We start from the raw sequence: 22,687 nt of genomic DNA, 5'->3' as shown, positions 1-22,687 counted from the left end.
CAATCCCCTGTAGGGGATTGAGGAGGGCGCAGGTTGTCGGGGGCCTCGGCGGATAAAAAAGATCAGCTATGACGACCGGTCAGTCATTGGCTACAGGCGGCGCCGTGTCTTGCTCTGGCCCTGCACAAGGGGGCAGGGCCCCGGTTAATTCATTACATTTTATGACCTGGGGCAGTTTGGTCCGGCCGGATGCTTGTGTATGCTCCTGCCACGTTTATGGCTAACCATTATAAGAATACTGCCCATGACCCAGAGCTTCGACGCGCTGAGCCCCCCGATGGTGGCTGGGCGGGTTATCCGCAAGCAATTCGCCACTGAGCTGACGGTCGAGCGTACGCGCCTGCTGTACCAGGGGTCGTTGTTGCCGACTTTATTCATGTTGTTGAACGGTCTGGTCTGCGCCTGGTTGCTCTGGAGCCCGCAGCGTTATCTGCTGGTCAGCGTTTGGCTGGTGTGGTTGATGGCGCTGGTGGCCTTGCGCGTGATCCAGGTGGCGGCGTTCGATTCGGCGATGCCCAGTCGGCAGGCCCAGCCGATCTGGCGGCGGACGTTCCTGTTGGGTTCGGCGGTCAGCGGCCTGACCCTGGCCTGCGCCGGCATCGCCCTGGTGCCCACCGACAGTTTTCTCCAGCAGGCCTGGGTCTTCGGCCTGATCGGTGCCGCGACCCTCTCCGCCAGTGTGGCCTACGCCGTGAGCATCCCGGCGTTCCTGACCTTTACCCTGCCGTGCCTGTTGCCGGCCATCGGCTACCTGTTCTGGGGCGGTACCGAGGAGCAACAAGGCTGGGGCTGGCTGGGGCTGATTCTGCTGGTATCACTGAGTGTGGTGGCCTTGCAGGTCAACCGGCTGATCCAGCGCGGCCTGTTGCGGCGCTTCCAGAACCAGGCACTGATCGAGAGCCTGCAACACGCCCATGCCCGCAGCGAACAGCTGAACCACGAACTGGCGCGGGAAATCGAACAGCGTCGCCGCGCCGAACAGGAGTTGCGTGACGCCCAGGTTGGCCTGGAGGGCCGGGTGGTCCAGCGCAGCCTGGAGCTGGACGTGGCGAACCGGGCCCTGAGCAAAAGCGAAGCGCGCCTGGCCCTGGCCCTGCAGGCCAGCGAACTGGGGCTGTGGGACTGGAATCTGCAGACCGACGAAGTCCATCACACCCAGCTCAAGGAGCTGTTCGGCCTCGACCCGAAATACGTGACGGCGATGCTCAGCCACCTCAAGCCACGTCTGCACCCCGACGATGTGCCGACGCTCAAGCGCGCGTTGGTGGAACACTTGAAGGGCCGCAGCGAGGATTATCAGATTGAATACCGGATCCGGCATGGCGATGGCCATTGGGTCTGGATCGAAGACCGTGGACGGGCGGTCGAGCGCTCCGGCAGCGGTCGCGTGCTGCGCATGGTCGGCACCCGCCGCGATATCAGCGCGCACAAGGAACAGGAAGCCCAGCGCCAATTGGCTGCGACGGTCTTCGAAGCGGCCAGCGAAGGCATCGTGATTTTCGACCCGAATTACACCTTGCTGGCGATCAACCAGGCCTTCAGCCAGGTGACCGGCTACCTGCCCGAGGACATGCTCGGGCGCAATGTGATCGACTTGCCGGGCAGTCGCGATGCCCGGCGCCACTATTCGACCATCCATCAGGCCCTGGAGCAGCACGGCAGCTGGCAGGGTGAGTTGGTCGAGGCGCGCAAGAACGGCGAGTTGTACCCGCAATGGCTGCAACTGAATGTGGTGCGCGATACGCGGGGCAATGTCGGTCATATCGTCGGCTTTTTCGCCGATCTGTCGGCCCGGCGCGAGTCCGAAGAGCGCATGCGCTACCTGACTCACTACGACGAGCTGACGGGACTGGCCAATCGTTCGTTGTTCCGCGAGCGCTTGCGCGACGCCCATCAGCAGGTTCGCCAGGGCGGCCGCAGCCTGGCGTTGCTGCACATCAACCTGGACCGTTTCAAATTGCTCAACGACAGCCTGGGCCATGAAATCGCCGACCAGTTGCTGCAGCAGATGGCCCGGCGCCTGGTCAATGCCTTGCCGGAAGCCAACACCATCGCGCGGTTGTCCGGGGATGAGTTCGCGGTGTTGTTCGACGCCTACGGCAACCTCTCCAGCCTGGCCCGGGTGGCGACCCGCCTGCTCAGCAAGCTGCGGGTGCCGGTGACCATCGATGGGCACGAATTGGTGGTCAGCGCGTCCATGGGCATCAGCTTGCTGCCGGACAATGCGCGGGAAATCCCGGTGTTGCTCAGCCAGTCGAATATCGCCATGCAGCACGCCAAGCACCTGGGCGGGAACAACTTCCAGTTCTACACCGACAGCCTGCAGGCCAGCACCCTGGAGCGTTTGCAGCTGGAGAACCAGCTGCGCAAGGCCATTGAAGAGCAACAACTGATCGTCTTCTACCAACCCAAGCTGTGCCTGGCCACCGGCCGGGTGAACGCCGCCGAGGCGCTGGTGCGTTGGGAGCATCCGACCCTCGGCCAGGTACCGCCGGCGGACTTTATCGGCCTGGCCGAAGAAACCGGGCTGATCGGACCGATCGGTGAAATCGTCCTGCGCCAGGCCTGCTGGCAGGCCTGTGAGTGGCAGCGCGAGGGGCTGGCGCCGATCCGGGTGTCGGTGAACCTCTCGGTGCACCAGTTGCGCCAGGGCAAGCTGGTCAGCCTGGTGCGCCAGGTGCTGGAGGAAACCGGTCTGGCCCCGGAGTTGCTGGAGCTTGAACTGACGGAAAGCCAGTTGCTCGACAGCGTCGAACACATCATCGCCACCTTCCAGCAACTGCGCGACCTGGGGGTGAAGCTGGCCATCGATGACTTCGGCACCGGCTATTCGTCCCTGAGTTACCTCAAGCGCTTCCCGGTGGACTACGTGAAGATCGACCAGAGCTTTATCCGCGGCCTGGGCGAGGGCAGCGAAGACGCGGCGATCACCCGGGCGATCATCGCCATGGCTCACAGCCTGGAACTGAAGGTGGTGGCCGAGGGTGTGGAAAACCAGGAGCAACTGGATTTCCTCAAGGCCCAGGGTTGCGATGAGGTGCAGGGCTACCTGATCAGCCGGCCGGTGGCGGCGCAGGAACTGATGCGGCTGTTGCGCAATGGCTTCCCCTAGGCGTTGGCCATCGGAACGGCTACATGCTCCCCACGCTACGGCAGTGGGGAGGCCAGTTACGTAATGGAGCGGGCAATCCGCGAATTCTTGTAGTATAACTACAAGACTGCTACATCCCAGGCGTTCGCCCATAACAATGAGTCCAGACCTTTGAATCTGTTGCAACACATCGCCCAGTCTCGCAACCTGCTGCGCAAGTCGGAGCTCAAGGTCGCCGATCACGTCCTGCTCGATCCGGCGGCGGTGATGCACAGTTCCATGGCCGACCTGGCCCACAGCGTGGGCATCAGTGAACCGACCATCGTGCGTTTCTGCCGGGCCATCGGTTGCTCGGGTTTCCAGGACCTGAAACTGAAGCTGGCCCAGAGCCTGGCGGCCGGTGCCAGCTTCGGACAGTTCGCGATTCACGAAGACGATTCGGTGGCGGACTACAGCCTGAAGATCTTCGACACCACCCTGCATACCCTGATGGACGTACGCGAGAAGCTCGACCCGGCCGCGTTGCAACGGGCCGTGACCGCGATGTCCTCGGCGCAGCGCGTGGAGTTCTATGGTTTTGGCGCTTCCGGTGCGGTGGCGGCGGATGCCCAGCACAAATTCTTCCGCTTGTTGCTGACGGCGGCGGCGTATTCCGACCCGCACATGCAGGCGATGTCGGCGGTCACCCTCAAGCCCACCGACGTGGCAATCTGCATCTCCCAGTCGGGCCGCTCCAAGGACCTGCTGATCACCGCCAACCTGGTGCGTGAGAGCGGTGCGACCCTGATCACCCTGTGCCCGAGCCAAACGCCCTTGGCCGAGCTGTCGACGGTGAACCTGGCCATCGACGTGCACGAGGACACCGAGATCTATACGCCGTTGACCTCGCGTATCGCTCACCTGGTGGTGATCGACGTGCTGGCGATGGGCGTGGCCATGGCCCGTGGGCCGAGCCTGGTCAACCACCTCAAGAGCGTCAAGCGCAGCTTGCGCAGCCTGCGTCTGTCGCCCAAGTCGGTAAAAGCCCTCGACGACTGACCGCGCCCGATTTCATCGTTCTGTCATCGGTGCGCCTCCAAACCGTAACGCCGGACGTCCATCTTGAAACTCCCGTATCCAACCTGGGAGACTCGAAATGGCCCGGCACCACGAAGAGCAAAGCAGCGTTAAAACCCGTCGGCAGCAGGAAGATCAGCGCCGCATGGAATTTCGTCGCGCAATCGAAGACCGCACCGAACTGCGCCAACTGCAACAGGAAACCGCCGCACTCAATTACTGGCAGGCGGACTCGGCATCCGACCGTCGAAGCGCTCAACCAGCCCGCTGATTTTTAATCGTTCACTGCGAATAAACCCCAGGAACGCATGGGCGACCGGTGACAGGCGTTTGTCCTTGGCCTGAACCAGGCACCAACTGCGATAGAGCGGCAGTTCTTCCACCGGCAGTTCTCGGAGCACGCCGGTCGCCAGTTCCAGGCTCAGGGCATGGCGCGTCAACAGGGCCAAGCCCAGCCCCGCCACCACGCATTCGCGCTGGGCTTCGCCCGACGTCACTTCCAGCGTCTGCGAGAAGTGCACGCGCTTCTCCTTGAAATACTCCTCGCAGGCGATTCGCGTCCCTGACCCCGCTTCCCGGATCAACAACGTATACGGCTCCAGGTCCTGCAAGCGCAGCGGGCCGCCGTGGCACAACGGGTGATCGGGCGGTGCTACTGCGACAATCGGATTGTTCAGGAACGGCAGGAATTCGAGCCCCATGTCCTGGGGCACCATCGACATGATCAGCAAGTCGTCACGGTTATCCGACAGGCGCCGGATCGCCTGCGCGCGGTTGACCACGGTCAGGTGCAGATTGACCTCGGGATGCTGGCGCTTGAATGCGGCAAACAGGTGCGGGACGAAGTACTTGGCGCTGGATTCCACCGCCAGTTTCAGTTGCCCCTGCAGCGAGCCCTGCATGTCCGAGAGCTGCATATCGAGGTTTTCCAGCCGGCCGAAAATGTCCCGGCTGGCCCGCTGTAACGCTTCAGCCGCTTCGGTCATGTAGAGCTTTTTGCCGACGTAGTCGAATAACGGCTGGCCGATCAGCTCTTCCAACTGACGAATTTGTAGGCTGACGGCTGGCTGTGTGAGAGACATTTCATCAGCTGCGCGGCTGTAGGAACGCAGATCGCAGACCTCATTAAAAATCTTGAGTTGACGCAATGTCATACGCATCAAGGACTTACGCATTTTCTAAACACTCATGGGGGCTGCGAACGGTCTAACTATAAGCTTTTGCTTATGAGTGACCCAATAATTATTGATTTTGGTTTATCGCTGGGTAGGACTAGTGTGGACTGCGCGACTGGCTTGAAACATTTAGTCACGCGCCGACCCGTTTTCCGGTTGCACCCCAAGGGTTGTTTGTTCCAGCGGCTTAGGAATTTCCAAGTGATAAAAAAGATCCTGATCGCCAACCGTGGTGAAATTGCCGTACGAATCGTGCGCGCCTGCGCCGAGATGGGCATTCGCTCGGTCGCGATCTATTCCGACGCCGATCGCCATGCCCTGCATGTGAAGCGCGCGGATGAGGCCCACAGCATTGGCGCCGAGCCATTGGCCGGCTACCTGAACCCGCGCAAGCTGGTGAACCTGGCGGTGGAAACCGGTTGTGACGCGCTGCACCCCGGTTACGGCTTCCTCTCGGAAAACGCCGAACTGGCGGATATCTGTGCCGAACGTGGGATTAAATTCATCGGCCCGTCGGCGGAAGTGATCCGGCGCATGGGCGACAAGACCGAAGCCCGCCGTAGCATGATCAAGGCCGGCGTGCCGGTCACCCCGGGCACTGAAGGCAACGTCGCTGACATCGCCGAAGCCCTCGTCGAAGGCGACCGTATCGGTTACCCGGTGATGCTCAAGGCCACCTCCGGCGGTGGCGGTCGCGGTATCCGCCGCTGCAACAGCCGCGAAGAACTGGAACAGGCTTTCCCCCGGGTGATTTCCGAAGCGACCAAGGCCTTTGGTTCGGCGGAAGTCTTCCTGGAAAAATGCATCGTCAATCCCAAGCACATCGAAGCGCAGATTCTCGGCGACAGCTTCGGCAACGTGGTGCACCTGTTCGAGCGTGACTGCTCGATCCAGCGCCGCAACCAGAAGCTGATCGAAATCGCCCCCAGCCCGCAACTGACCCCTGAACAGCGCGCCTATATCGGTGACCTGTCGGTGCGCGCGGCCAAGGCGGTGGGCTACGAGAACGCCGGTACCGTGGAGTTCCTGCTCGCCGAGGGCGAGGTGTACTTCATGGAGATGAACACCCGGGTGCAGGTGGAACACACCATCACCGAAGAAATCACCGGCATCGACATTGTCCGTGAGCAGATCCGCATTGCCTCCGGCCTGCCGTTGTCGGTCAAGCAGGAAGACATCATCCATCGTGGTTTTGCCCTGCAGTTCCGGATCAACGCCGAAGACCCGAAGAACAACTTCCTGCCCAGCTTCGGCAAGATCACCCGCTACTACGCCCCTGGCGGTCCCGGCGTGCGCACCGACACGGCGATCTACACCGGCTACACCATTCCGCCGTTCTACGACTCCATGTGCCTGAAGCTGGTGGTCTGGGCGTTGACCTGGGAAGAAGCGATGGACCGTGGCCTGCGGGCCCTGGACGACATGCGCCTGCAAGGCGTGAAGACCACCGCGGCGTATTACCAGGAAATCCTGCGTAACCCGGAATTCCGTAGCGGCCAGTTCAATACCAGCTTCGTTGAAAGCCACCCTGAACTGACCAACTACTCGATCAAGCGCAAACCCGAAGAGCTGGCCCTGGCCATCGCCGCCGCCATCGCCGCCCACGCAGGCCTGTGAGGATTACTCCAATGACTAAGAAGATTCACGTTACCGACACGATCCTGCGCGACGCTCATCAATCGCTGCTCGCCACCCGCATGCGCACCGAAGACATGCTGCCGATCTGCGAGAAGCTCGACAAGGTCGGCTACTGGTCCCTGGAAGTCTGGGGCGGCGCGACCTTCGACGCCTGCGTACGCTTCCTGAAGGAAGACCCGTGGGAGCGTCTGCGCCAACTGCGTGCGGCATTGCCCAACACCCGTCTGCAAATGCTCCTGCGCGGTCAGAACCTGCTGGGCTACCGCCATTACAGCGACGACGTGGTCAGGGCCTTCGTCGCCAAGGCGGCGGTCAATGGCATTGATGTGTTCCGCATTTTCGACGCCATGAACGATGTGCGTAACCTTCGGGTTGCCATCGAAGCGGTGAAAGCGGCGGGCAAGCATGCCCAGGGCACCATCGCCTACACCACCAGCCCGGTGCACACCATCGAGGCGTTCGTGGCCCAGGCCAAGCAGATGGAAGCCATGGGTTGCGACTCGGTGGCGATCAAGGACATGGCCGGCTTGCTGACCCCTTTCGCCACGGGCGAACTGGTCAAGGCGTTGAAAAGCGAGCAGTCGCTGCCGGTGTTTATCCATTCCCACGACACCGCCGGCCTGGCCGCGATGTGCCAGCTCAAGGCTGTGGAGAACGGCGCCGATCATATCGACACGGCGATCTCCAGCTTCGCCTGGGGCACCAGCCATCCGGGCACTGAATCGATGGTCGCGGCCCTTAAAGGCAGCGAGTTCGACACCGGCCTGGACCTGCAACTGTTGCAGGAAATCGGCCTGTACTTCTACGCCGTGCGCAAGAAGTACCACCAGTTCGAAAGTGAATTCACTGCGGTCGACACCCGTGTGCAGGTCAACCAGGTGCCGGGCGGGATGATTTCCAACCTCGCCAACCAGCTGAAAGAGCAGGGCGCCTTGAGCCGCATGGGCGAAGTGCTGGCAGAGATTCCGCGAGTGCGTGAAGACCTCGGCTTCCCGCCGCTGGTGACCCCGACTTCGCAGATCGTCGGCACCCAGGCGTTCTTCAACGTCCTCGCTGGTGAGCGTTACAAGACCATCACCAACGAAGTGAAGCTGTACCTGCAAGGCGGCTACGGCAAGGCGCCGGGCACCGTCAACGAGAAACTGCGGCGCCAGGCCATCGGCAGCGAGGAAGTGATCGACGTCCGTCCAGCCGACCTGCTCAAGCCGGAAATGGTCAAGTTGCGCGGTGAGATCGGCGCCTTGGCCAAGTCGGAAGAAGACGTGCTGACCTACGCCATGTTCCCGGATATCGGACGCAAGTTCCTCGAAGAGCGTGAGGCCGGCACCCTGGTTCCTGAAGCGCTGTTGCCGATCCCTGAGGCCGGTGGCGTACGTTCGGCGGGCGGCGAGGGCGTACCGACTGAATTCGTGATCGACGTGCACGGCGAAACCTACCGCGTGGACATCACCGGTGTCGGCGTGAAAGCCGAAGGCAAGCGGCACTTCTACCTGTCCATCGACGGCATGCCGGAAGAAGTGGTGTTCGAACCGCTCAACGAGTTTGTCAGCGGTGGCAGCAGCAAGCGCAAGCAGGCCAGCGCGCCGGGCCATGTCAGCACCACCATGCCGGGCAATATCGTCGACGTGCTGGTCAAGGAAGGCGACACCGTGAAAGCCGGCCAGGCCGTACTGATCACCGAGGCCATGAAAATGGAAACCGAAGTGCAGGCGGCGGTGTCGGGCAAGGTCACGGCCATCCATGTGGCCAAGGGCGACCGGGTCAACCCGGGCGAGATCCTGATCGAGATCGAAGGCTGATCTAACGCCTTCGACTACCAACGTTTTTCCTCGGGGGAGCATGTGCTCCCCTTTTTTTTGTTCTGGTTTTGCCATGGAACAATGGTGATATCTATTTATATAACCCTCACTTCATAAGTCTCATTAAATAGGCGACGAGTATGCCCGATAGGGTATTGGGCGCTCATTAATGCGTAGTGATATGGAGTGGTTTATGTCAAGGCACAATCATGGCTTTCCTGATCGGACGCCGCCTTTCTGGCAAGCACAGCTTGAACAGCTTGAGGCAACACATCCTGCTGCCAAGCCTCCTTTCTTTGGCGCCAACGCTGATTTCGACTTTCAGGGTTGGAGCAACGAACTTGCCGCGATTGCAAAAGTTGTGGAGCAAGAAATTTTAAAGTTCCAGGAGCTGCTTGAGCGTCTTGCAAATTATACACCGCCGGAACCTCGGGGATTCATGGGCGAACAGGACCCCCACAGCGATGCGTTTGACGGGCTTGAAGAAGAGGCTTATGAAGTGATTTCCGGCCTGGTAGAAAAGAATGACATAACGCACGTCGAGTCTGCGCCCGCAGTCAATCAGCCGGATGCCTACAGCGAGTTTAACAACAGCTTCGACTGGCTTATTGATGATGGGGCGTTCCCCTATATTCTGGATATGGCTGCGTAATAGGCCATTTCACCGGTTTATAAATAGCCCGGTCAATTTATTCGTTTGAGCTCACCAAGAGCAGTGCCCTGGGCGCTGCTCTTCTGATGTTTTGCGCGCGCGAAATAATATTCAAGGAAGTCAATGAAGCCCTTGACGACAAAGCCCACGGCACCGTTGATAGAAGTGCTCGGGGAATATAAGCGTATTCTGATCAGCGTGGGCTGTTTTACCGCCTTGATCAATGTGCTGATGCTGGCCCCCTCGATTTACATGCTGCAGGTTTATGATCGGGTGCTGACTTCGCAAAACCAGACCACGCTGGTCATGTTGACCTTGATGATCGTGGGATTCTTCGTTTTTATCGGGCTGCTGGAGACCGTTCGCAATTTTGTCGTCAGCCGTGTCGCAGGGCATCTCGATCATCGGTTCAACCTGCGTGTCTACCAAGCCGCCTTCGAGCGCAATCGGGTCCGCGGTGACGGGCATGGCGCGCAGGCGCTCGGCGACCTGAACCAGATTCGCCAGTTCCTGACCGGCCCGGCCTTGTTCGCTTTTTTCGATGCGCCCTGGTTTCCAATCTACCTGGTGGTAATGTTCATGTTCAGCTTCTGGCTGGGTGTCTTCGCCTGTGTCGGCGCCGTGCTGCTGGTGACCCTGGCGCTGCTCAATGAGTGTCTGACCAGCAAGCCGCTGGCTGAAGCCGGTCGCCATTCGCAAGAGGCCAGCCAATTGGCCACCAGCCATTTGCGCAATGCCGAAACCATTCAGGCCATGGGCATGCTGGAGGTGTTGCGCCAACGCTGGTTCGAGCCCTACGCGCGTTTTCTCTCGCAACAGAACCGTGCCAGCGATACCGGCGCGCTCATGACCCATCTGAGCAAAGGCTTTCGCCAGTGCCTGCAATCCCTGGTGCTGGGGCTGGGTGCGTTGCTGGTGATCGTCGGCGAGATGAGCGCCGGGATGATGATTGCCGGTTCCATCCTGATGGGAAGGCTGCTGCTGCCCATCGACCAGTTGATTGCCACCTCCAAGCACTGGAACGCCGCCCGGTCGGCGTATCGGCGTCTGGACGCGCTGCTTGCCGAGTTTCCCGAATCGGCGGGAGCGATGGCCTTGCCCACCCCCAAGGGGCAACTGGCGTTCGAGCAGGTGAGTGCAGGGCCTCCCGGCACGCGGACCACGACCTTGCACCAGGTGAGTTTCAAGCTGGCGGCCGGGGAAGTGCTGGGCGTGCTGGGGGCTTCCGGCGCGGGCAAGTCGACCCTGATTCGCGTGCTGCTGGGCATCTGGCCGGTCCAGGGTGGAGTGGTGCGGCTGGACGGTGCCGATATCCACCGCTGGGCCCGCAATGAACTGGGTCCGCATATCGGCTACTTGTCCCAGAACATCGAGCTGTTCAGCGGTTCCGTGGCTGAAAACATTGCCCGTTTCGGCGAACCGAACCCGGACAAGGTCGTCGAGGCGGCCCGCCAGGCGGGTGTTCATGAGTTGATCCTGCGTTTGCCACAGGGTTATGACTCGGTGTTGGGGGACGCGGGCGCCGGTCTTTCCGGAGGCCAGAAGCAGCGCGTGGCCTTGGCCCGGGTGCTCTATGACCGGCCGCGCCTGGTGGTGCTCGATGAGCCGAATTCCAACCTTGATACCGAGGGTGAAGCGGCCCTTATCCAAGCCATTGCCCAACTGAAAGCCCAGGGCAGCACCGTGATTCTGGTGACCCACCGTACCAACGTTCTGGTCCAGGCCGATCGGTTGATGCTGCTGGAAGAGGGGAAAGTGCGGGCCTTTGGTTCGCGTTCGGAAGTGCTCGAAGGTTTATCGAGAACCCGGGAGCCCGCGTCGAAAGCCGCGGGTCAATCACCAGGGAAAACAGGCGCATGACTTCAGACAGCGCAAAGCAACATCGTCCTGCGCCCGCTTCGTGCTCGCCGCGCGGGGCCGCATTTTTCGTGAGGTTGGGCTGGATACTGGTGGTGTTCGGTGCCGGTGGTTTCTTCACCTGGGCGGCCCTGGCTCCGCTGGATCAAGGCGTCAGTGTGCCGGGCACGGTCGTGGTGTCCGGCAAGCGCAAGGCGGTCCAGTCCCTGGGAGGCGGAGCGGTCAGTGGGATCCTGGTCAGGGAAGGGCAGCGGGTCGAGAAGGGGCAGGTGCTGTTTCGCCTGGATCAGACCCAACTATCGGCCACTGTCCAATCCTTGCAAGCCCAGTACCGCCAAGCCCTGGCCACTCAGGCCCGCTGGGAGGGCGAGCGGGACAATCTGGCGCAGGTTCGCTTTCCCGCCGAATTGATTACCGATGTCGATCCGTTGTTGGCGGTGGTTCTGGAGGGGCAGCGGCAACTGTTCAACAGTCGGCGCGAGGCTTTTTCTCGCGAGCAGGCGGGCCTACGTGCGCGCATCGACGGGGCGACCGCCCAACTGTCCGGCCTGGGCCAAGCCCGCAATGACCTGCTGGCCCAGGCCGGATCGCTGCGCCGTCAAGTGGAGAAACTGCGCCCCCTGGCGGATGAGGGACATATTGCGAGTAATCGTCTGCTTGAGCAGGAGCGCCAGTTGTCCCAGGTGCAGCAGCAGATCGCGCGGAACGGGGGGGAAATCGGGCTGCTGAAACAGGAAATACTCGAGTCGCAGCTCAAGCTTTCCCAGCATGTCGAGCAGTATCAGACCGAGGTCCGTGGTCAGTTGGCCGATGTGCGACTCAAGTGCCTGACCCTGGAACAACAGCTGATGTCAGCGCGTTTTGACTTGCAGCACACGGAGGTCAGCGCGCCGGCGCAAGGGATTGCCGTCAACTTGAGCGTGCATACCGAGGGCGCCGTGGTCCGTGCCGGCGACACGCTGCTGGAGATCGTGCCGCAAGGCCAGCCTCTGGAAGTGGAGGGACGCTTGCCAGTCAGCCTGGTGGACAAGGTCAGTCCTGGCCAGTCAGTGGATATCCTGTTCACGGCGTTCAATCAGAGTGTGACACCCCGTGTCGCCGGCGAGGTCAGCCTGGTGTCGGCCGACCAGCTGCTCGACGAAAAAACGGGCGGCCCCTACTACCTGATACGCAGCACGGTCAGTGAAGCCTCCCTGGAAAAACTCAATGGGCTGGTGATCAAGCCCGGCATGCCGGCCGAGATGTTCGTCCGTACCGGGGAACGCTCGCTGCTCAACTACCTGTTCAAACCGCTACTGGATCGCGTGAGCGCCTCATTGACCGAATAGGACGTTGGTCTGCTGTCATGAAAATATTATCGATACCGGTTGCGCTGCTTGCCTTGATCGCCAGCCTCGAAAGTCATGCCCTGGGGCCCTTTCAAGTGTATGAGTCGGCCTTGCTGCATGACCCGCTGTTTCAGGGCGCAATGAAAGCCCGCGATGCTGGGCGCGAAAGCGATGCCCTTGGCCTGGCGGGGCTGCTGCCCCGGCTGTCCTACAGTCACAACCTGGGGCGTAATGAATCCAGGATCACTTCGTTCAGGGCGGCGGGCAGCAGCCATGACCAGCGCCGCTATCGCAGTGCCACATCGGCACTGACCCTGCAGCAACCGTTGCTCGATTACGAAGCCTATGCCGCTTATCGCAAAGGCGTTGCCCAGTCGCTGTTTGCCGATGAGGTTTTTCGCAACAAGAGCCAGGAGCTGCTATTGCGAGTACTCAGTGCCTACACCAGGGCCTTGTTGGCCCAGGACCAGATCGACATTGCCGAGGCCAGGAAAAAGGCCTTTGAGCAGCAGCTCCAGCGCAACACCCGGCTGTTTCGTCAGGGCGAGGGCACGCGTACCGATATCCTTGAGGCCGAGTCGCGTTTTGAACTGGCCACGGCGCAGCAGATCGAGGCCCATGACGAACAGGATGCCGCCCTGCGGGAGTTGGGCGCCCTGATGGGCGAGCCGCGGCTTGCCATCAACGATCTGGCGCCGCTGTCCGCGGCGTTCCAGGCCTTTCCCATGGAACCGGCGACATTTGATCATTGGCATCGGATGGCGCTGGTGCAAAACCCGTTGCTGGCTTCTCAACGCCAGGCTGTCGAAGTGGCCAGGCATGAGGTGGAGCGCAGTCGTGCCGGGCACTTGCCCAAGGTCACGGCCTACGCCAGCCTGCGCAAATCGGAATCCGATAGCAGCAGCACTTATGACCAGCGCAACAGCACCAACAGCATTGGCATCGAGTTGAATGTGCCGTTGTTTGCGGGGGGCGGTGTTTCGGCTTCCGTGCGCAAGGCCAGTCGGACCCTTGAGCAAACGGAGTACGAACTGGAGGCCAAGACCCGTGAGACGCTGATCGAACTGCGCCGCCAGTTCAGTGCGTGTCTGTCGGGGGAGAGCAAACTACGGGCTTATCAGAAGGCCCTGGCTTCAGCGGAGTCGTTGGTGGTTTCGACGCAAAAGAGCCTGCTGGGAGGAGAGCGGGTCAACCTCGACCTGCTCAATGCCGAGCAAGAGCGGTTCAGCACCCGTAGCGGGCTGGCCAAGGCCCGTTACGATTATCTGATGGCGTGGGTAAAGTTGCGTTTCCACGCCGGCATCCTCAATGAGAGCGACCTGGCCAGGATCGATGAGGTTTTTGTTGCCGATCTCGGTTGATGAGTTTTGATCTTGAACGAATCGTCGTTCAGTGCCATACGTCTGCATTTTATTGCGTAAATTGTCCGCTCTACGGGCTAAAAACGCATTTTATTGCGTTTTTTAGGCGAAGACGATGAGCTGATATGTACTATATTGCAGTTCTGTAGACAGTTTTCGCTCACCGAACGCATTAAATTGCAGGTCGAACCATGTACACCCTGACGCTCCAGATCTTTGCGAACGGGACTTGGCAGGATGCCATGACGCTGGCTTTCGAAGCGTCACAAAAGGGCTTTGAACAGCGTATGCAAGACTGGGGGCTGAAATGACCCTTAGTCTTGAAGTCCGTGCATTGCTGATTCAGTCCATCCAGGACGACCTTGCCCAAGGCGTGATCGGTATTGGCGCTGCGGTCAGGCGCTTGCGTGTCGAGGTCACCGGCTTGCACCAAAGCCAATTCGCCAGGATGTGCAGGATTTCGGTACGGACCCTTGTTCATATCGAGCATGGGGAGGGTAACCCGACGCTCAAGTCGCTGAACTCGGTGTTCAAACCCTTTGGGTTGCAGATGGGTGTGGTGCGGCTTCGCAAGACTCCAGTGTGATGCGCCCGCATCGCCTTGTGTGGTCAGGCCCGCTCTTGCCGCGCGGGTCTGACCGAGCGGTTAAAAGGCCAGCGTCCACTGCCCCATGACCCCATGATTGCGGCTGTTGCCGCCGACTTCCCCGGTGTAGCCGACGCCGAGGTTCTGGCGGGGCGACAGCCTCAGGTCCAGACCGGCCTCCAGCACCAGGCTGTCACGGTCCAACGCGGTGCTTTTGATCTTGAACGAGTCGTCGTTCAGCGCCATCAAGTTCTGTTCAGTCTGGTGAGTGGTGCGGCCATACAGATGTTTCCAGCCGGCGCTCAGGTGTGGGGTCAAGCTCATGCCGCTGTCCAGTGCGTGCCGATGGACCAGGCGGGCACCCAAGGTGCTGCTGATATGGTCCTGGGTTTGTGCCTTGACCTTCAGGGCTGTGTCACCGCCTTTTTCCTTGAACGTATCGCGGTGGTAGCGCTGATAACCGAGATTAACGAAGGGTTCCGCGTGCAGGTGACCGCTACCCAGGTTGTAGCCGAGTTCGGCGAAAGCCTGTTGGCTGGTGGCGCTGTGATTGCCTTTGAGGCGATCACTGAAACCGACGAAGTCCACGCTGCGCCGGGTTTTACCGTCATGACCGCTGTGCACCGCGCCAAGGCGCAAGGCCAGGGGGCCGCTTTGGCGGAGCGCATAAGCACCCAGGTGCCAGCTATCGAGGTCACCCGCGAAGTCGCTGCCACTGAGCCGGGTTTGTGACTTGCCGGCCATCAGACCCAGGCGCCATTGCTCATCGAGTGCCCAGTCGGCACCGAGGAGAAGGCCCCGGGTGTTCTGCTGCATCGCCTGGCTGTTCTGGCCGCGCTCGAATTTTGCGGAGTTGCCCAGGCCCTGGACCCAGAGTCGGCCATTGGCAGGGTGACTACGCCCATCACCAGGGGCGAGGGCGGTCGAACTCACGGTCTGTCGATTGACGGAGCCACCCAGTTGCCGCATGGCCGAGAGCAGGCTGCTGCTCACTTGACTGGCACCACTCAAGGTTGCATTGCCCAGGTTGGCATTGTGGCTACTGGCGAGTTGTTCCATGGCCCGTTTCAGCGTGGCTTCATCGCTGGCGCGCAGGAGATCGTCCACACCGGGTAAAGCGTCGATTGTCTCGACACTGGCTATCGCGCTGTCAGGCTCACTGTTCGCGATGTCGTCCAGGCTCCGGCGTTTTCGGACTATGGATTTGTTCAGGTCGTTCGAGAAAAACGCCTCATGGCTGACGGCTTGGGACTTGATCCCGGCGGTTATTCTCCCAAAACGTGTCACGGATTCCAGGTTTCTGGCGACACTCTTGGCATTATCAGAGTGTGCAAGGCTCTCAAGGGATACGTCGTTACGCCGGTAGCTCAGGCCAACCTCGGTCTTGCCGTAGCTGACCTCGGGTGTCATGAGCGCCAGGTCCGTACTGACCTGGCCGAAGGTACCCTCCACATTGCCCGCGCGCAGAAGGGTGTGCTGGCTGTGCAGCGGGGCACGACCTTGAGTCGAGTTGACCACCAAGGTGGCATCGCCCAAATGGGCAGTGCCACCGACCTGGACGGTGGCACTGCCGCCATTGGCGTCGACCCCGTAGACCAGCTTCGAACCTCGGCTCAAGCTGAGGTCCTGCCCGATATCGGCGGCGCCCAATGCACGATTGACCCGCAACGTACCGCTTACCTGCAAGCTATGGGCATGGCCGGGGCCGGCATATTCACCCCTGACATGGGTATGCCCGGCGATTGCGCCCTGGTTGATCAGCTTCGCGCCCCAGGCCACTTCGGCGCCGTCACTGAAGTCGCCTCGACTGGCCAGCGTCCAGGTCCCTGAATCGACATGGAGCTTTTCGAAGCCGAGGGTGTTTCTGAGCGTGCCGCCTCCGGCGCCATTGAGCACCACTCTGTCGTAACCCTCGCCACCGTCGATGAACCCGGCGATCCGGGAGCCGCTGTGCGCGGACAGCACATCGTCGCCAGCGCCGAAGTCAATCATGGGACCGCCTCCGGAACCGATGATCGCACCGCTGTTGACGACGACGTCATTGAAGTTGCCTTCGAACTTGATGCCCCGAAAGCCCTGGATGACCCCCGAGTTCGTCACATGGGTGGTACCGCCGCCCTTTGCCAGAATGCCGTAGCTCTTGCCGCTGATCAGTGCCGCCGGGCCGTTTGTAACGCTACCGCTGCCTATCACCAGGCCTGAGCCGAGCGGGTGTGTGGTTTCAATGGTTCCGGCGTTCGAGATACGGGCGACCTTGCCAACACGGATGCCGTCATTGAGGGCGCTACCCTTCTCGCCGAGGTTGCCGCTGATACGTCCTTCGTTTTCCACGGTGCCATTGTTTTTGGCGTGGACGCCGGCGCCGTCTCGACCGGTGATGGTCCCTGTGTTGAAGAGCCAGAGATCCTCTTCGCGGGTAATGCCATGGGGAGCATTCGAAATGAGTCCCCTGTTTGTGATGTCAGAGGCTTGAGTGTGTTGTGTCGCCGTTAAGCCGAGGGCAAATGTCACGGCGAGGCTCAAACGATGTTGAGGTAATTGCATTCCTTGTCACCTCACGTTAAGTGTGAGGTGAGAATTTAATTATTCGTGTTCCTGACGGATGTCGGGCGTTGCGCCTCTGGCGTGCGAGATAGCTCCCTGTTTCAGAGGTGTTTCGTCCCGGGCAGGGTGAACACCTTCCCGCCACCCGGCCGGGTGGCGGGAGCCGGGTTTAAAAGGTCAGCCGCCATTGACCCATGAGCCCATGTTTGCGCTGGTGGCTGCTGACTTCCCCGGTGTAGCCGAGGCCGAGGTTCTGGCGGGGCGACAGCTTCAGGTCCAGACCTGCTTCCAGCAGCAGGCTGTCGCGGTCCAGGGCGGCGCCCTGGACCTTGAAGGTGCGGTCGCTCACCGCGAATTTCTGCTGGGTCGTGCTGCCAACGTCGCCATACAGGTGCTTCCAGCCGGCACTCAGGTGTGGGGTCAGGCTCATTTTATTGTCGAAGGTGGTGACGCTGCTTACACGCAAGCCGACGTTGCTGTTGAGGTTGCCGTGGGTCTGGCTATCGATGGCCAGGGCCGCTTCGCCGCCGCGCTCGGTGAAGCGGTCGCGGTGATAACGTTCGTAGCCGAGGCCGGTGAACGGTTCGACACGCAGGTCGGCATCGCCGAAGCGGTAGCCGACTTCGGCAAAGGCTTGTTGGCTGTTGGCGTCGTAATCGCCTTTGAAATGATCACGGTAACCGTTGAACGCCACGCGGCGTCCGGTCTTGCCTGAATGGCTGCTGTACACCGCGCCGAGCCGCAAGGCCAGCGGGCCGTCCTGGCGCAGGGCGTAGACACCGGCGTGCCAGCTGTCGAGGTCGCCAGTGAAACCTTGACCCTTGAAGTCCGATTGCGATTGGCCGCCTAGAACGCCGACACGCCATTCGCTGTCGAGCGCCCAGTCGGCGCCCAACACCAAGCCCCGTGTGTTTTGTCGCAGTCCATGGTGGCCATGGATGCTGTCGAATCTGGCGGAATTGCCCAGGCCTTGAACCCAGAGCCGGCCATGGCCGCCGTTCATGACCTGAACCTTGCCGCCTTGGTCAGGCGGGCCCTCCGTTTGCCGCATGACCGTGAGCAGGCCGCTGCCGACTTGTCGGGAACCGCTGAGCGTCGCGTTGCGCAACTGGGCGTTGCCGCCGCCGGAAAGCTGGTCGAGCGCCTGTCCCGCCTCTACGGCGCTGATGTAGCGCGTGGCATGGCGCAGTGGCGAGTCCGGGGACGGTTTCTGCATGGGCTCGTCCGACAGTTCAATGTCCTGGTTTTCCTCGGCTGTCGGTTCCCGGATATTGTCCGGCAGGGCAACGACTGGCTCTGGCAGTTTATTGTCCGGCAGGGCGACGACAGGCTCTGGCAATTTATTTTCCGGCAGGGCGACGACAGGCTCTGGCAGTTTATTTTCCGGCAGGGCAGCGACAGGCTTTGGCAGTGTATTGGCCGGCCCGGCAGCGATCGGCTCCGTCGGTTTAACCGGTGTGTGGGTCGGGGCAGGCAAACTTGGCCTTGTCCAGGAGTCCAAGGCGTCCCCGGCGTTATGACCGTTGCTGGTATTCCCCAGATCTCCCAGATTGACGTCATTGCGTTTGTAGGTGAGGCCCACCTGCGTCGGGCTGTAGTGGGCGGTTGCTGTCAGCAGCGCCAGGTTGGTGCGGATGCTGGCGAACCGACCTTCCAGCTTGCCGGCTTTAATGACCGTGTGCTGGCGGTTCGATGGGTCGTCGGTCTGTACCTTCAGCAGCAGGGCGCCATCGAGATGGGCGGTGCCGCCGACCTCGACGGTGGCGCTGTTGCCGTTGGCGTCGACGCCATAGGCGAGGGTGGCGCCGGGTTCCAGGGTCAGATGCTCCTTGATCTTGGCGGCGCCCAGTCGGGGATCAACCTCGAGGGTTCCGGCCACCAGCAAGTGCCCGACGCTTCCGTTGCCGCCATAGGTCGCCCCCTCGTTGACCCGTGCCGTGCCGAGAATGCTGCCGTTGTTGATCAAATGGGCCAGTACCTCGGCGCCCGTGCTGAAATCGTCCTGGCTGGTGAGCGTCCAGGTGCCCTGCTTGACCAGCAGCCGCTCGAAATGGCGGCTGTTGCCAAAACTACCGCCGAGGGCGTCATCGAGGATCACCTGATCGTCGTTGGCCTTGAGCGGCGTGTCCGGGTCGAAACCAAGCTGAAATTGTTCCTGATAATCGTCAGTGGTCCCGCCGTCCACCCAGCCGGCAAAGCGGCTGCCGTTTTTCACGATCAGGGTGTCGTTCCCGCCCCCCAGGTTCAGCGCCACGCCACCGCCGCCGTCGATCAAGCCGCCATTGATCACCGTATCGGCGAATTGGCCGCTCAGGCTGACACCAACGCCACTGAGGCCGCGGAGGATGCCGTGGCTCTCCAGCCGCAGCGGGCCCCGTCGATCGGCGTCGGCGAGAATGCCATTGTGCTGCCCCTCGATAACCCCGTTCTCATGGTTGGTGAGGCGCCCGCCGTTCAGACGCACGCCTTCACTGCTGTGGCGCGGATTGGAGGAGTCACCGCCGGATGAATGGACTTGCTCGAAACCATTGGCGCCACTGCCGGTTATTCGGCCGTGGTTGTCGATCTGGGTGCTGCCCCGGACCCGCAGCCCGTCGGCATCGCTGTTCGCGGAGGAGGTGGTTCCGGTCACGGTGCCACGGTTGACCAGCTTGGTCCCGCCTTCCAGGTGCAGGCCCGTGCCATCCTTTGTGAGCAACTGCGCCTCGGGGAGAATTTCGATGCTCGTACTGAAAGGATTTTCTCCGGTGAGGGACCAGGTGCCTTGTCGGACTTCCAGTCGCTCGAAGTTGCGGCTGCCGCCGAGGTGCCCGCCCTCGGGGCTGTCGAGGATGACCTTGTCGTAACCCGCGTTGCCGTCGACGCTACCCTCGAAGCGGCTGTTTCCCCGCACGATCAGGGTGTCGTCACCGCCGCCCAGGTCGAGGGCATGGCCGTTGCCGCCGTGGATCAGTCCGTTGTTGGTCACGCTGTCGGCCTGCTCGCCGATGAACTGTACGCCAAAGCCTTTGTGGCCGTGGATGCTGCCGTGGTTTTCCAGTTCGGTGGGTAAGTGCGCCGGGTTGTGGTTGCCGTCACTGACGACGATGCCATGATCGGCGCCGCTGATATGGCCCTTGGCATGTTGGACGAGGGTGCCGCCGCCGATGGCGATCCCCTCGCTGCTATGGGGGTCGCCGTATTGATCGATACCGCGGCTGCCTTTGCCGGCAATCTGGCCGATGTTGTGGATCTCGGCTTTGCCCTTGATGCGTATGCCATCGCCGTCGGCATCCATGTCGGTAGCGTCACCCGTGAGGCTGTCGTAGTTGGTGACCTGCCCGCTGCCCGCAGAGTGGAATCCCGCACCATTGAGCCCGCTGACCTGACCTCGGTTTATCAGTGCTCCCTTGTGGTGGGTGGTGATGCCATGACGCCCACCCGTGACGGTCTTGGCGTTGTTCAGGGCGATGTCGCCGGCCCCCAGGTCGATGCCGTCATGACGCTCACTGGTTATTTTTCCATCGTTGCTGATGCGACCCACGCCGCGCCCGCGGACCTTGATGGCGTTGCCGGTAATCGCCTGAATCTCGCCGTCACGATGATTGGTGTAGTCGATCGAGGTGCCGCGTAGCGCGACCGTATCGCCCTGGTCGGCCTGCAGGCTGTCGAAGTTCACGGATGTCGATTGGGCGCTGCCGCCGTCGTGCCTGGAGGGGCTGGCTTGTGTGTCCCTCAGGACGACAGTGGTCAATGCCAGCGTGATCGCGAAGGCGAGTTGATGAGGGATAAGGGGCATTCGTTTTCCGGCCTCGGGTTGATTCGAGACCGGAAATGTATCTATGTATTTAACCGATAAATGTCGGCATTTTTACCTTCGACAGGCGAGATAAGTCCTTAGGTTAGAGGGATTAAAAACTCATCTTCCACTGCCCCATGAGCCCGTGGGTTCGACTGTTGTTGCCCACTTCGCCGTTGTAGGCCACGCCGACGGAATGCCTGGCCGACAGGTTGAGGTCGAGTCCGGCTTCGACCACCAGGCTGTCGCGGTCCTGGGCGATGCCTTTGGTATTGAAGGTTCTGCCGCTCACCTGATGCGTCTGGGTGCTGGTGCTGTCGATCGCGCCGTACAGGTGTTTCCAGCCCGCGCTCAGGCGCGGGGCCAGGCTCATTTTGTTGTCCATGTACTTGATGCTGGCGGTGCGCAGGCCCAGGGTGGTGCTGAAGTTGTCCTGGGTCTGGGCATCGGCTTTCAAGGCCGCTTCACCGCCTTTTTCCGTATAGCCCTTGCGCGAGTAGCGCTGGTAGCCGAGGTTGGCAAAAGGTTCGGCGCTCAGGCTGCCGCTGCCCAGGTTGTAGCCGAGTTCGGCGAAGGCTTGCTGGCTGTTGGCGCCGTAGTCGCCGGTGAGACGGTCCTTGTAACCCATGAACTCCACGTTGCGTTGGGTCTTGCCGTAATGCTGGCTGTGGATCGCGCCGAGGCGCAAGGCCACGGGACCGCTCTGGTGCAAGGCATAGGTGCCGATATGCCAGCTGTCCAGGTCGCCGTCGAAGCGGCTGCCCTTATGCTTGGATTGCGATTTGCCGCCCAACAGGCCCATGCGCCATTCGCTGTCCAGGGCCCAGTCGACGCCCATCACCAAGCCTCGGGTGTTCTGCTCGAAACCGCTCTGGCCTTGCGGTTGATCGAAGGTACTGGCGTTGTTCAGGGCTTGTATCCACAGGCGGCTCTCGCCTGGTTTGATATCCGCGCGCCCCGCCAATGACACCTGGCCAGGCGCGCCGTTTTGCGTCGCGAGTTGGTGTTGGGTGCTGTCGTTGCTTAACTGGCGCATGGCCGAGAGGGCGCTGTTGCCCACCAGGCCGGCACCACTGAGGGTGGCCCGGCTCAGGTTGGCATTGCCCTCCCCGGAAAGCTGCGTCCAGGCATCCCTTTTTGCCGCCGTGCCGAGTTTGCCCAGGGCTGCGAGCAGGGGCGACTCGACGGGCTTGGGCACTGGCGGCTTGGTATTGCCACCCTGGCCGCCCAGGCCGACACTCGGATCATCCGCTTGCGGTCGTTGCGTTGCCTGGGCTTGCAGGTTGACGATGTTGTTTTCGAGCTTGGCGATCCTTTCTTCCTGTTCCGGGTTTTTACCCAGATCGGCCAACTGCTGGGAGAGCTCTGCACGCGCGGTATTGAGCTGGGTCCGCAACTCGTCGATCTGCTGTTCGTTTCGGTCGATTTGCGCGATCGTTGCCGCACTGATCTCGGCGCCGTCCCTGCCGGGCGTCCCGGGTTTGCCCTGGGGGCCGATGGGACCGATGGGACCGGGGATACCTTGCACACCGTCTCTGCCGGGTTCGCCCTGAGGCCCGATGGGTCCGGCGATACCTTGCACGCCGTCCTGGCCGGGCTCGCCCTGGGGCCCGATGAGTCCGGGGATACCTTGCACACCGTCTCTGCCGGGTTCGCCCTGAGGCCCGATGGGTCCGGCGATACCTTGCACGCCGTCCTGGCCAGGGAGGCCCTGGTGTCCGATGGGTCCGGGGATGCCTTGCGGGCCACGTTCGCCTTGCGGGCCTTGCCCGCCGTCCCTGCCGGGTGAGCCCTGTTGTCCGATGGGCCCGGGAATACCTTG

Annotated in this window: 15 protein-coding genes; 11 read left to right on the top strand and 4 right to left on the bottom strand. The window is 61.5% G+C overall.

Features of this window, described 5'->3' with window-relative positions:
- The first annotated feature begins 244 nt into the window (after positions 1-244).
- The 3 genes from HX866_RS21220 to HX866_RS34425 all read left to right on the top strand — a co-directional run bounded on the left by HX866_RS21220 (position 245) and on the right by HX866_RS34425 (position 4,418).
- Positions 245-3,112 (top strand): putative bifunctional diguanylate cyclase/phosphodiesterase, encoded by a 2,868-nt coding sequence (locus HX866_RS21220; protein ID WP_177093938.1) that lies wholly within the window; start codon positions 245-247, stop codon positions 3,110-3,112.
- A 150-nt stretch (positions 3,113-3,262) separates the two neighbouring features.
- A complete protein-coding gene (gene hexR, locus HX866_RS21215) occupies positions 3,263-4,129 on the top strand; it encodes a transcriptional regulator HexR (protein ID WP_177093939.1) in 867 nt (288 codons plus the stop codon).
- Between the two features lie 97 nt (positions 4,130-4,226).
- The gene (locus HX866_RS34425) at positions 4,227-4,418 is read left to right on the top strand and encodes a PA3496 family putative envelope integrity protein (RefSeq protein WP_256261211.1); all 192 of its coding nucleotides are present in this window, start codon (positions 4,227-4,229) and stop codon (positions 4,416-4,418) included.
- Here HX866_RS34425 and HX866_RS21210 read toward each other — a convergent pair.
- The gene (locus HX866_RS21210) at positions 4,360-5,322 is read right to left on the bottom strand and encodes a LysR family transcriptional regulator (RefSeq protein ID WP_177093940.1); all 963 of its coding nucleotides are present in this window, start codon (positions 5,320-5,322) and stop codon (positions 4,360-4,362) included. The two genes, HX866_RS34425 and HX866_RS21210, sit on opposite strands and share 59 nt — an antisense overlap.
- Before the next feature lie 201 nt (positions 5,323-5,523).
- Here HX866_RS21210 and HX866_RS21205 point away from each other — a divergent pair, with 201 nt between their 5' ends.
- From HX866_RS21205 to HX866_RS21175, 7 genes are all read left to right on the top strand, one after another.
- A complete protein-coding gene (locus HX866_RS21205; RefSeq protein ID WP_121135610.1) occupies positions 5,524-6,939 on the top strand; it encodes an acetyl-CoA carboxylase biotin carboxylase subunit in 1,416 nt (471 codons plus the stop codon).
- A gap of 11 nt (positions 6,940-6,950) precedes the next feature.
- Entirely contained in the window at positions 6,951-8,759 is a 1,809-nt protein-coding gene (gene oadA / locus HX866_RS21200; RefSeq protein WP_177101335.1) for a sodium-extruding oxaloacetate decarboxylase subunit alpha, read from the top strand.
- A gap of 193 nt (positions 8,760-8,952) precedes the next feature.
- The gene (locus HX866_RS21195) at positions 8,953-9,411 is read left to right on the top strand and encodes a hypothetical protein (RefSeq protein ID WP_177093942.1); all 459 of its coding nucleotides are present in this window, start codon (positions 8,953-8,955) and stop codon (positions 9,409-9,411) included.
- A gap of 123 nt (positions 9,412-9,534) precedes the next feature.
- Positions 9,535-11,271, top strand: coding sequence for a type I secretion system permease/ATPase (locus tag HX866_RS21190; protein WP_177125758.1), 1,737 nt, complete (start codon positions 9,535-9,537; stop codon positions 11,269-11,271).
- On the top strand, positions 11,268-12,596 hold the full coding sequence (locus HX866_RS21185) for an HlyD family type I secretion periplasmic adaptor subunit (protein WP_177140366.1): 1,329 nt from the start codon (positions 11,268-11,270) through the stop codon (positions 12,594-12,596). Before HX866_RS21190 ends, HX866_RS21185 begins: the two co-directional genes overlap by 4 nt.
- A gap of 17 nt (positions 12,597-12,613) precedes the next feature.
- Positions 12,614-13,957, top strand: a complete 1,344-nt coding sequence (locus HX866_RS21180; RefSeq protein ID WP_177125760.1) for a TolC family outer membrane protein — start codon at positions 12,614-12,616, stop codon at positions 13,955-13,957.
- Between the two features lie 307 nt (positions 13,958-14,264).
- Positions 14,265-14,543, top strand: coding sequence for a helix-turn-helix domain-containing protein (locus HX866_RS21175; RefSeq protein WP_177093945.1), 279 nt, complete (start codon positions 14,265-14,267; stop codon positions 14,541-14,543).
- Between the two features lie 60 nt (positions 14,544-14,603).
- Here HX866_RS21175 and HX866_RS21170 read toward each other — a convergent pair whose 3' ends face one another.
- The 3 genes from HX866_RS21170 to HX866_RS34420 all read right to left on the bottom strand — a co-directional run bounded on the left by HX866_RS21170 (position 14,604) and on the right by HX866_RS34420 (position 22,393).
- Positions 14,604-17,087 carry an autotransporter outer membrane beta-barrel domain-containing protein gene (locus HX866_RS21170; protein WP_177140365.1) on the bottom strand — a complete coding sequence of 828 codons (2,484 nt, stop codon included), beginning with the start codon at positions 17,085-17,087 and terminating at the stop codon, positions 14,604-14,606.
- 169 nt (positions 17,088-17,256) lie between these two features.
- Positions 17,257-20,865: an autotransporter family protein gene (locus tag HX866_RS21165; RefSeq protein WP_177140364.1), complete on the bottom strand. Its 3,609-nt coding sequence runs from the start codon at positions 20,863-20,865 to the stop codon at positions 17,257-17,259.
- Between the two features lie 112 nt (positions 20,866-20,977).
- The gene (locus HX866_RS34420; RefSeq protein ID WP_371319275.1) at positions 20,978-22,393 is read right to left on the bottom strand and encodes an autotransporter domain-containing protein; all 1,416 of its coding nucleotides are present in this window, start codon (positions 22,391-22,393) and stop codon (positions 20,978-20,980) included.
- On the opposite strand from HX866_RS34420, the gene HX866_RS34415 reads away from it, so the two are divergent.
- Positions 22,388-22,654, top strand: coding sequence for a hypothetical protein (locus tag HX866_RS34415; RefSeq protein ID WP_256344965.1), 267 nt, complete (start codon positions 22,388-22,390; stop codon positions 22,652-22,654). The genes HX866_RS34420 and HX866_RS34415 overlap by 6 nt on opposite strands.
- The last annotated feature ends 33 nt before the right edge of the window (positions 22,655-22,687 follow it).

The sequence above is a fragment of the Pseudomonas gingeri genome (assembly GCF_013386165.1).
Taxonomy (GTDB): domain Bacteria; phylum Pseudomonadota; class Gammaproteobacteria; order Pseudomonadales; family Pseudomonadaceae; genus Aquipseudomonas; species Aquipseudomonas gingeri_C.
Note: the sequence above shows the minus strand (reverse complement) of the source record. Positions and strands in the feature narration are given on the sequence as shown.

Bases quoted from the DNA above. Each gene is read 5' to 3' on its own strand.
- HX866_RS21195 (WP_177093942.1), top strand. From the start codon at position 8,953: ATGTCAAGGCACAATCATGGCTTTCCTGATCGGACGCCGCCTTTCTGG.
- HX866_RS21180 (WP_177125760.1), top strand. From the start codon at position 12,614: ATGAAAATATTATCGATACCGGTTGCGCTGCTTGCCTTGATCGCCAGC.
- HX866_RS21165 (WP_177140364.1), bottom strand. From the start codon at position 20,865: ATGCCCCTTATCCCTCATCAACTCGCCTTCGCGATCACGCTGGCATTG.
- HX866_RS21185 (WP_177140366.1), top strand. From the start codon at position 11,268: ATGACTTCAGACAGCGCAAAGCAACATCGTCCTGCGCCCGCTTCGTGC.
- HX866_RS34425 (WP_256261211.1), top strand. From the start codon at position 4,227: ATGGCCCGGCACCACGAAGAGCAAAGCAGCGTTAAAACCCGTCGGCAG.
- HX866_RS21190 (WP_177125758.1), top strand. From the start codon at position 9,535: ATGAAGCCCTTGACGACAAAGCCCACGGCACCGTTGATAGAAGTGCTC.
- HX866_RS21220 (WP_177093938.1), top strand. From the start codon at position 245: ATGACCCAGAGCTTCGACGCGCTGAGCCCCCCGATGGTGGCTGGGCGG.
- HX866_RS21175 (WP_177093945.1), top strand. From the start codon at position 14,265: ATGACCCTTAGTCTTGAAGTCCGTGCATTGCTGATTCAGTCCATCCAG.
- HX866_RS21170 (WP_177140365.1), bottom strand. From the start codon at position 17,087: ATGCAATTACCTCAACATCGTTTGAGCCTCGCCGTGACATTTGCCCTC.
- HX866_RS21210 (WP_177093940.1), bottom strand. From the start codon at position 5,322: ATGCGTAAGTCCTTGATGCGTATGACATTGCGTCAACTCAAGATTTTT.
- oadA (WP_177101335.1), top strand. From the start codon at position 6,951: ATGACTAAGAAGATTCACGTTACCGACACGATCCTGCGCGACGCTCAT.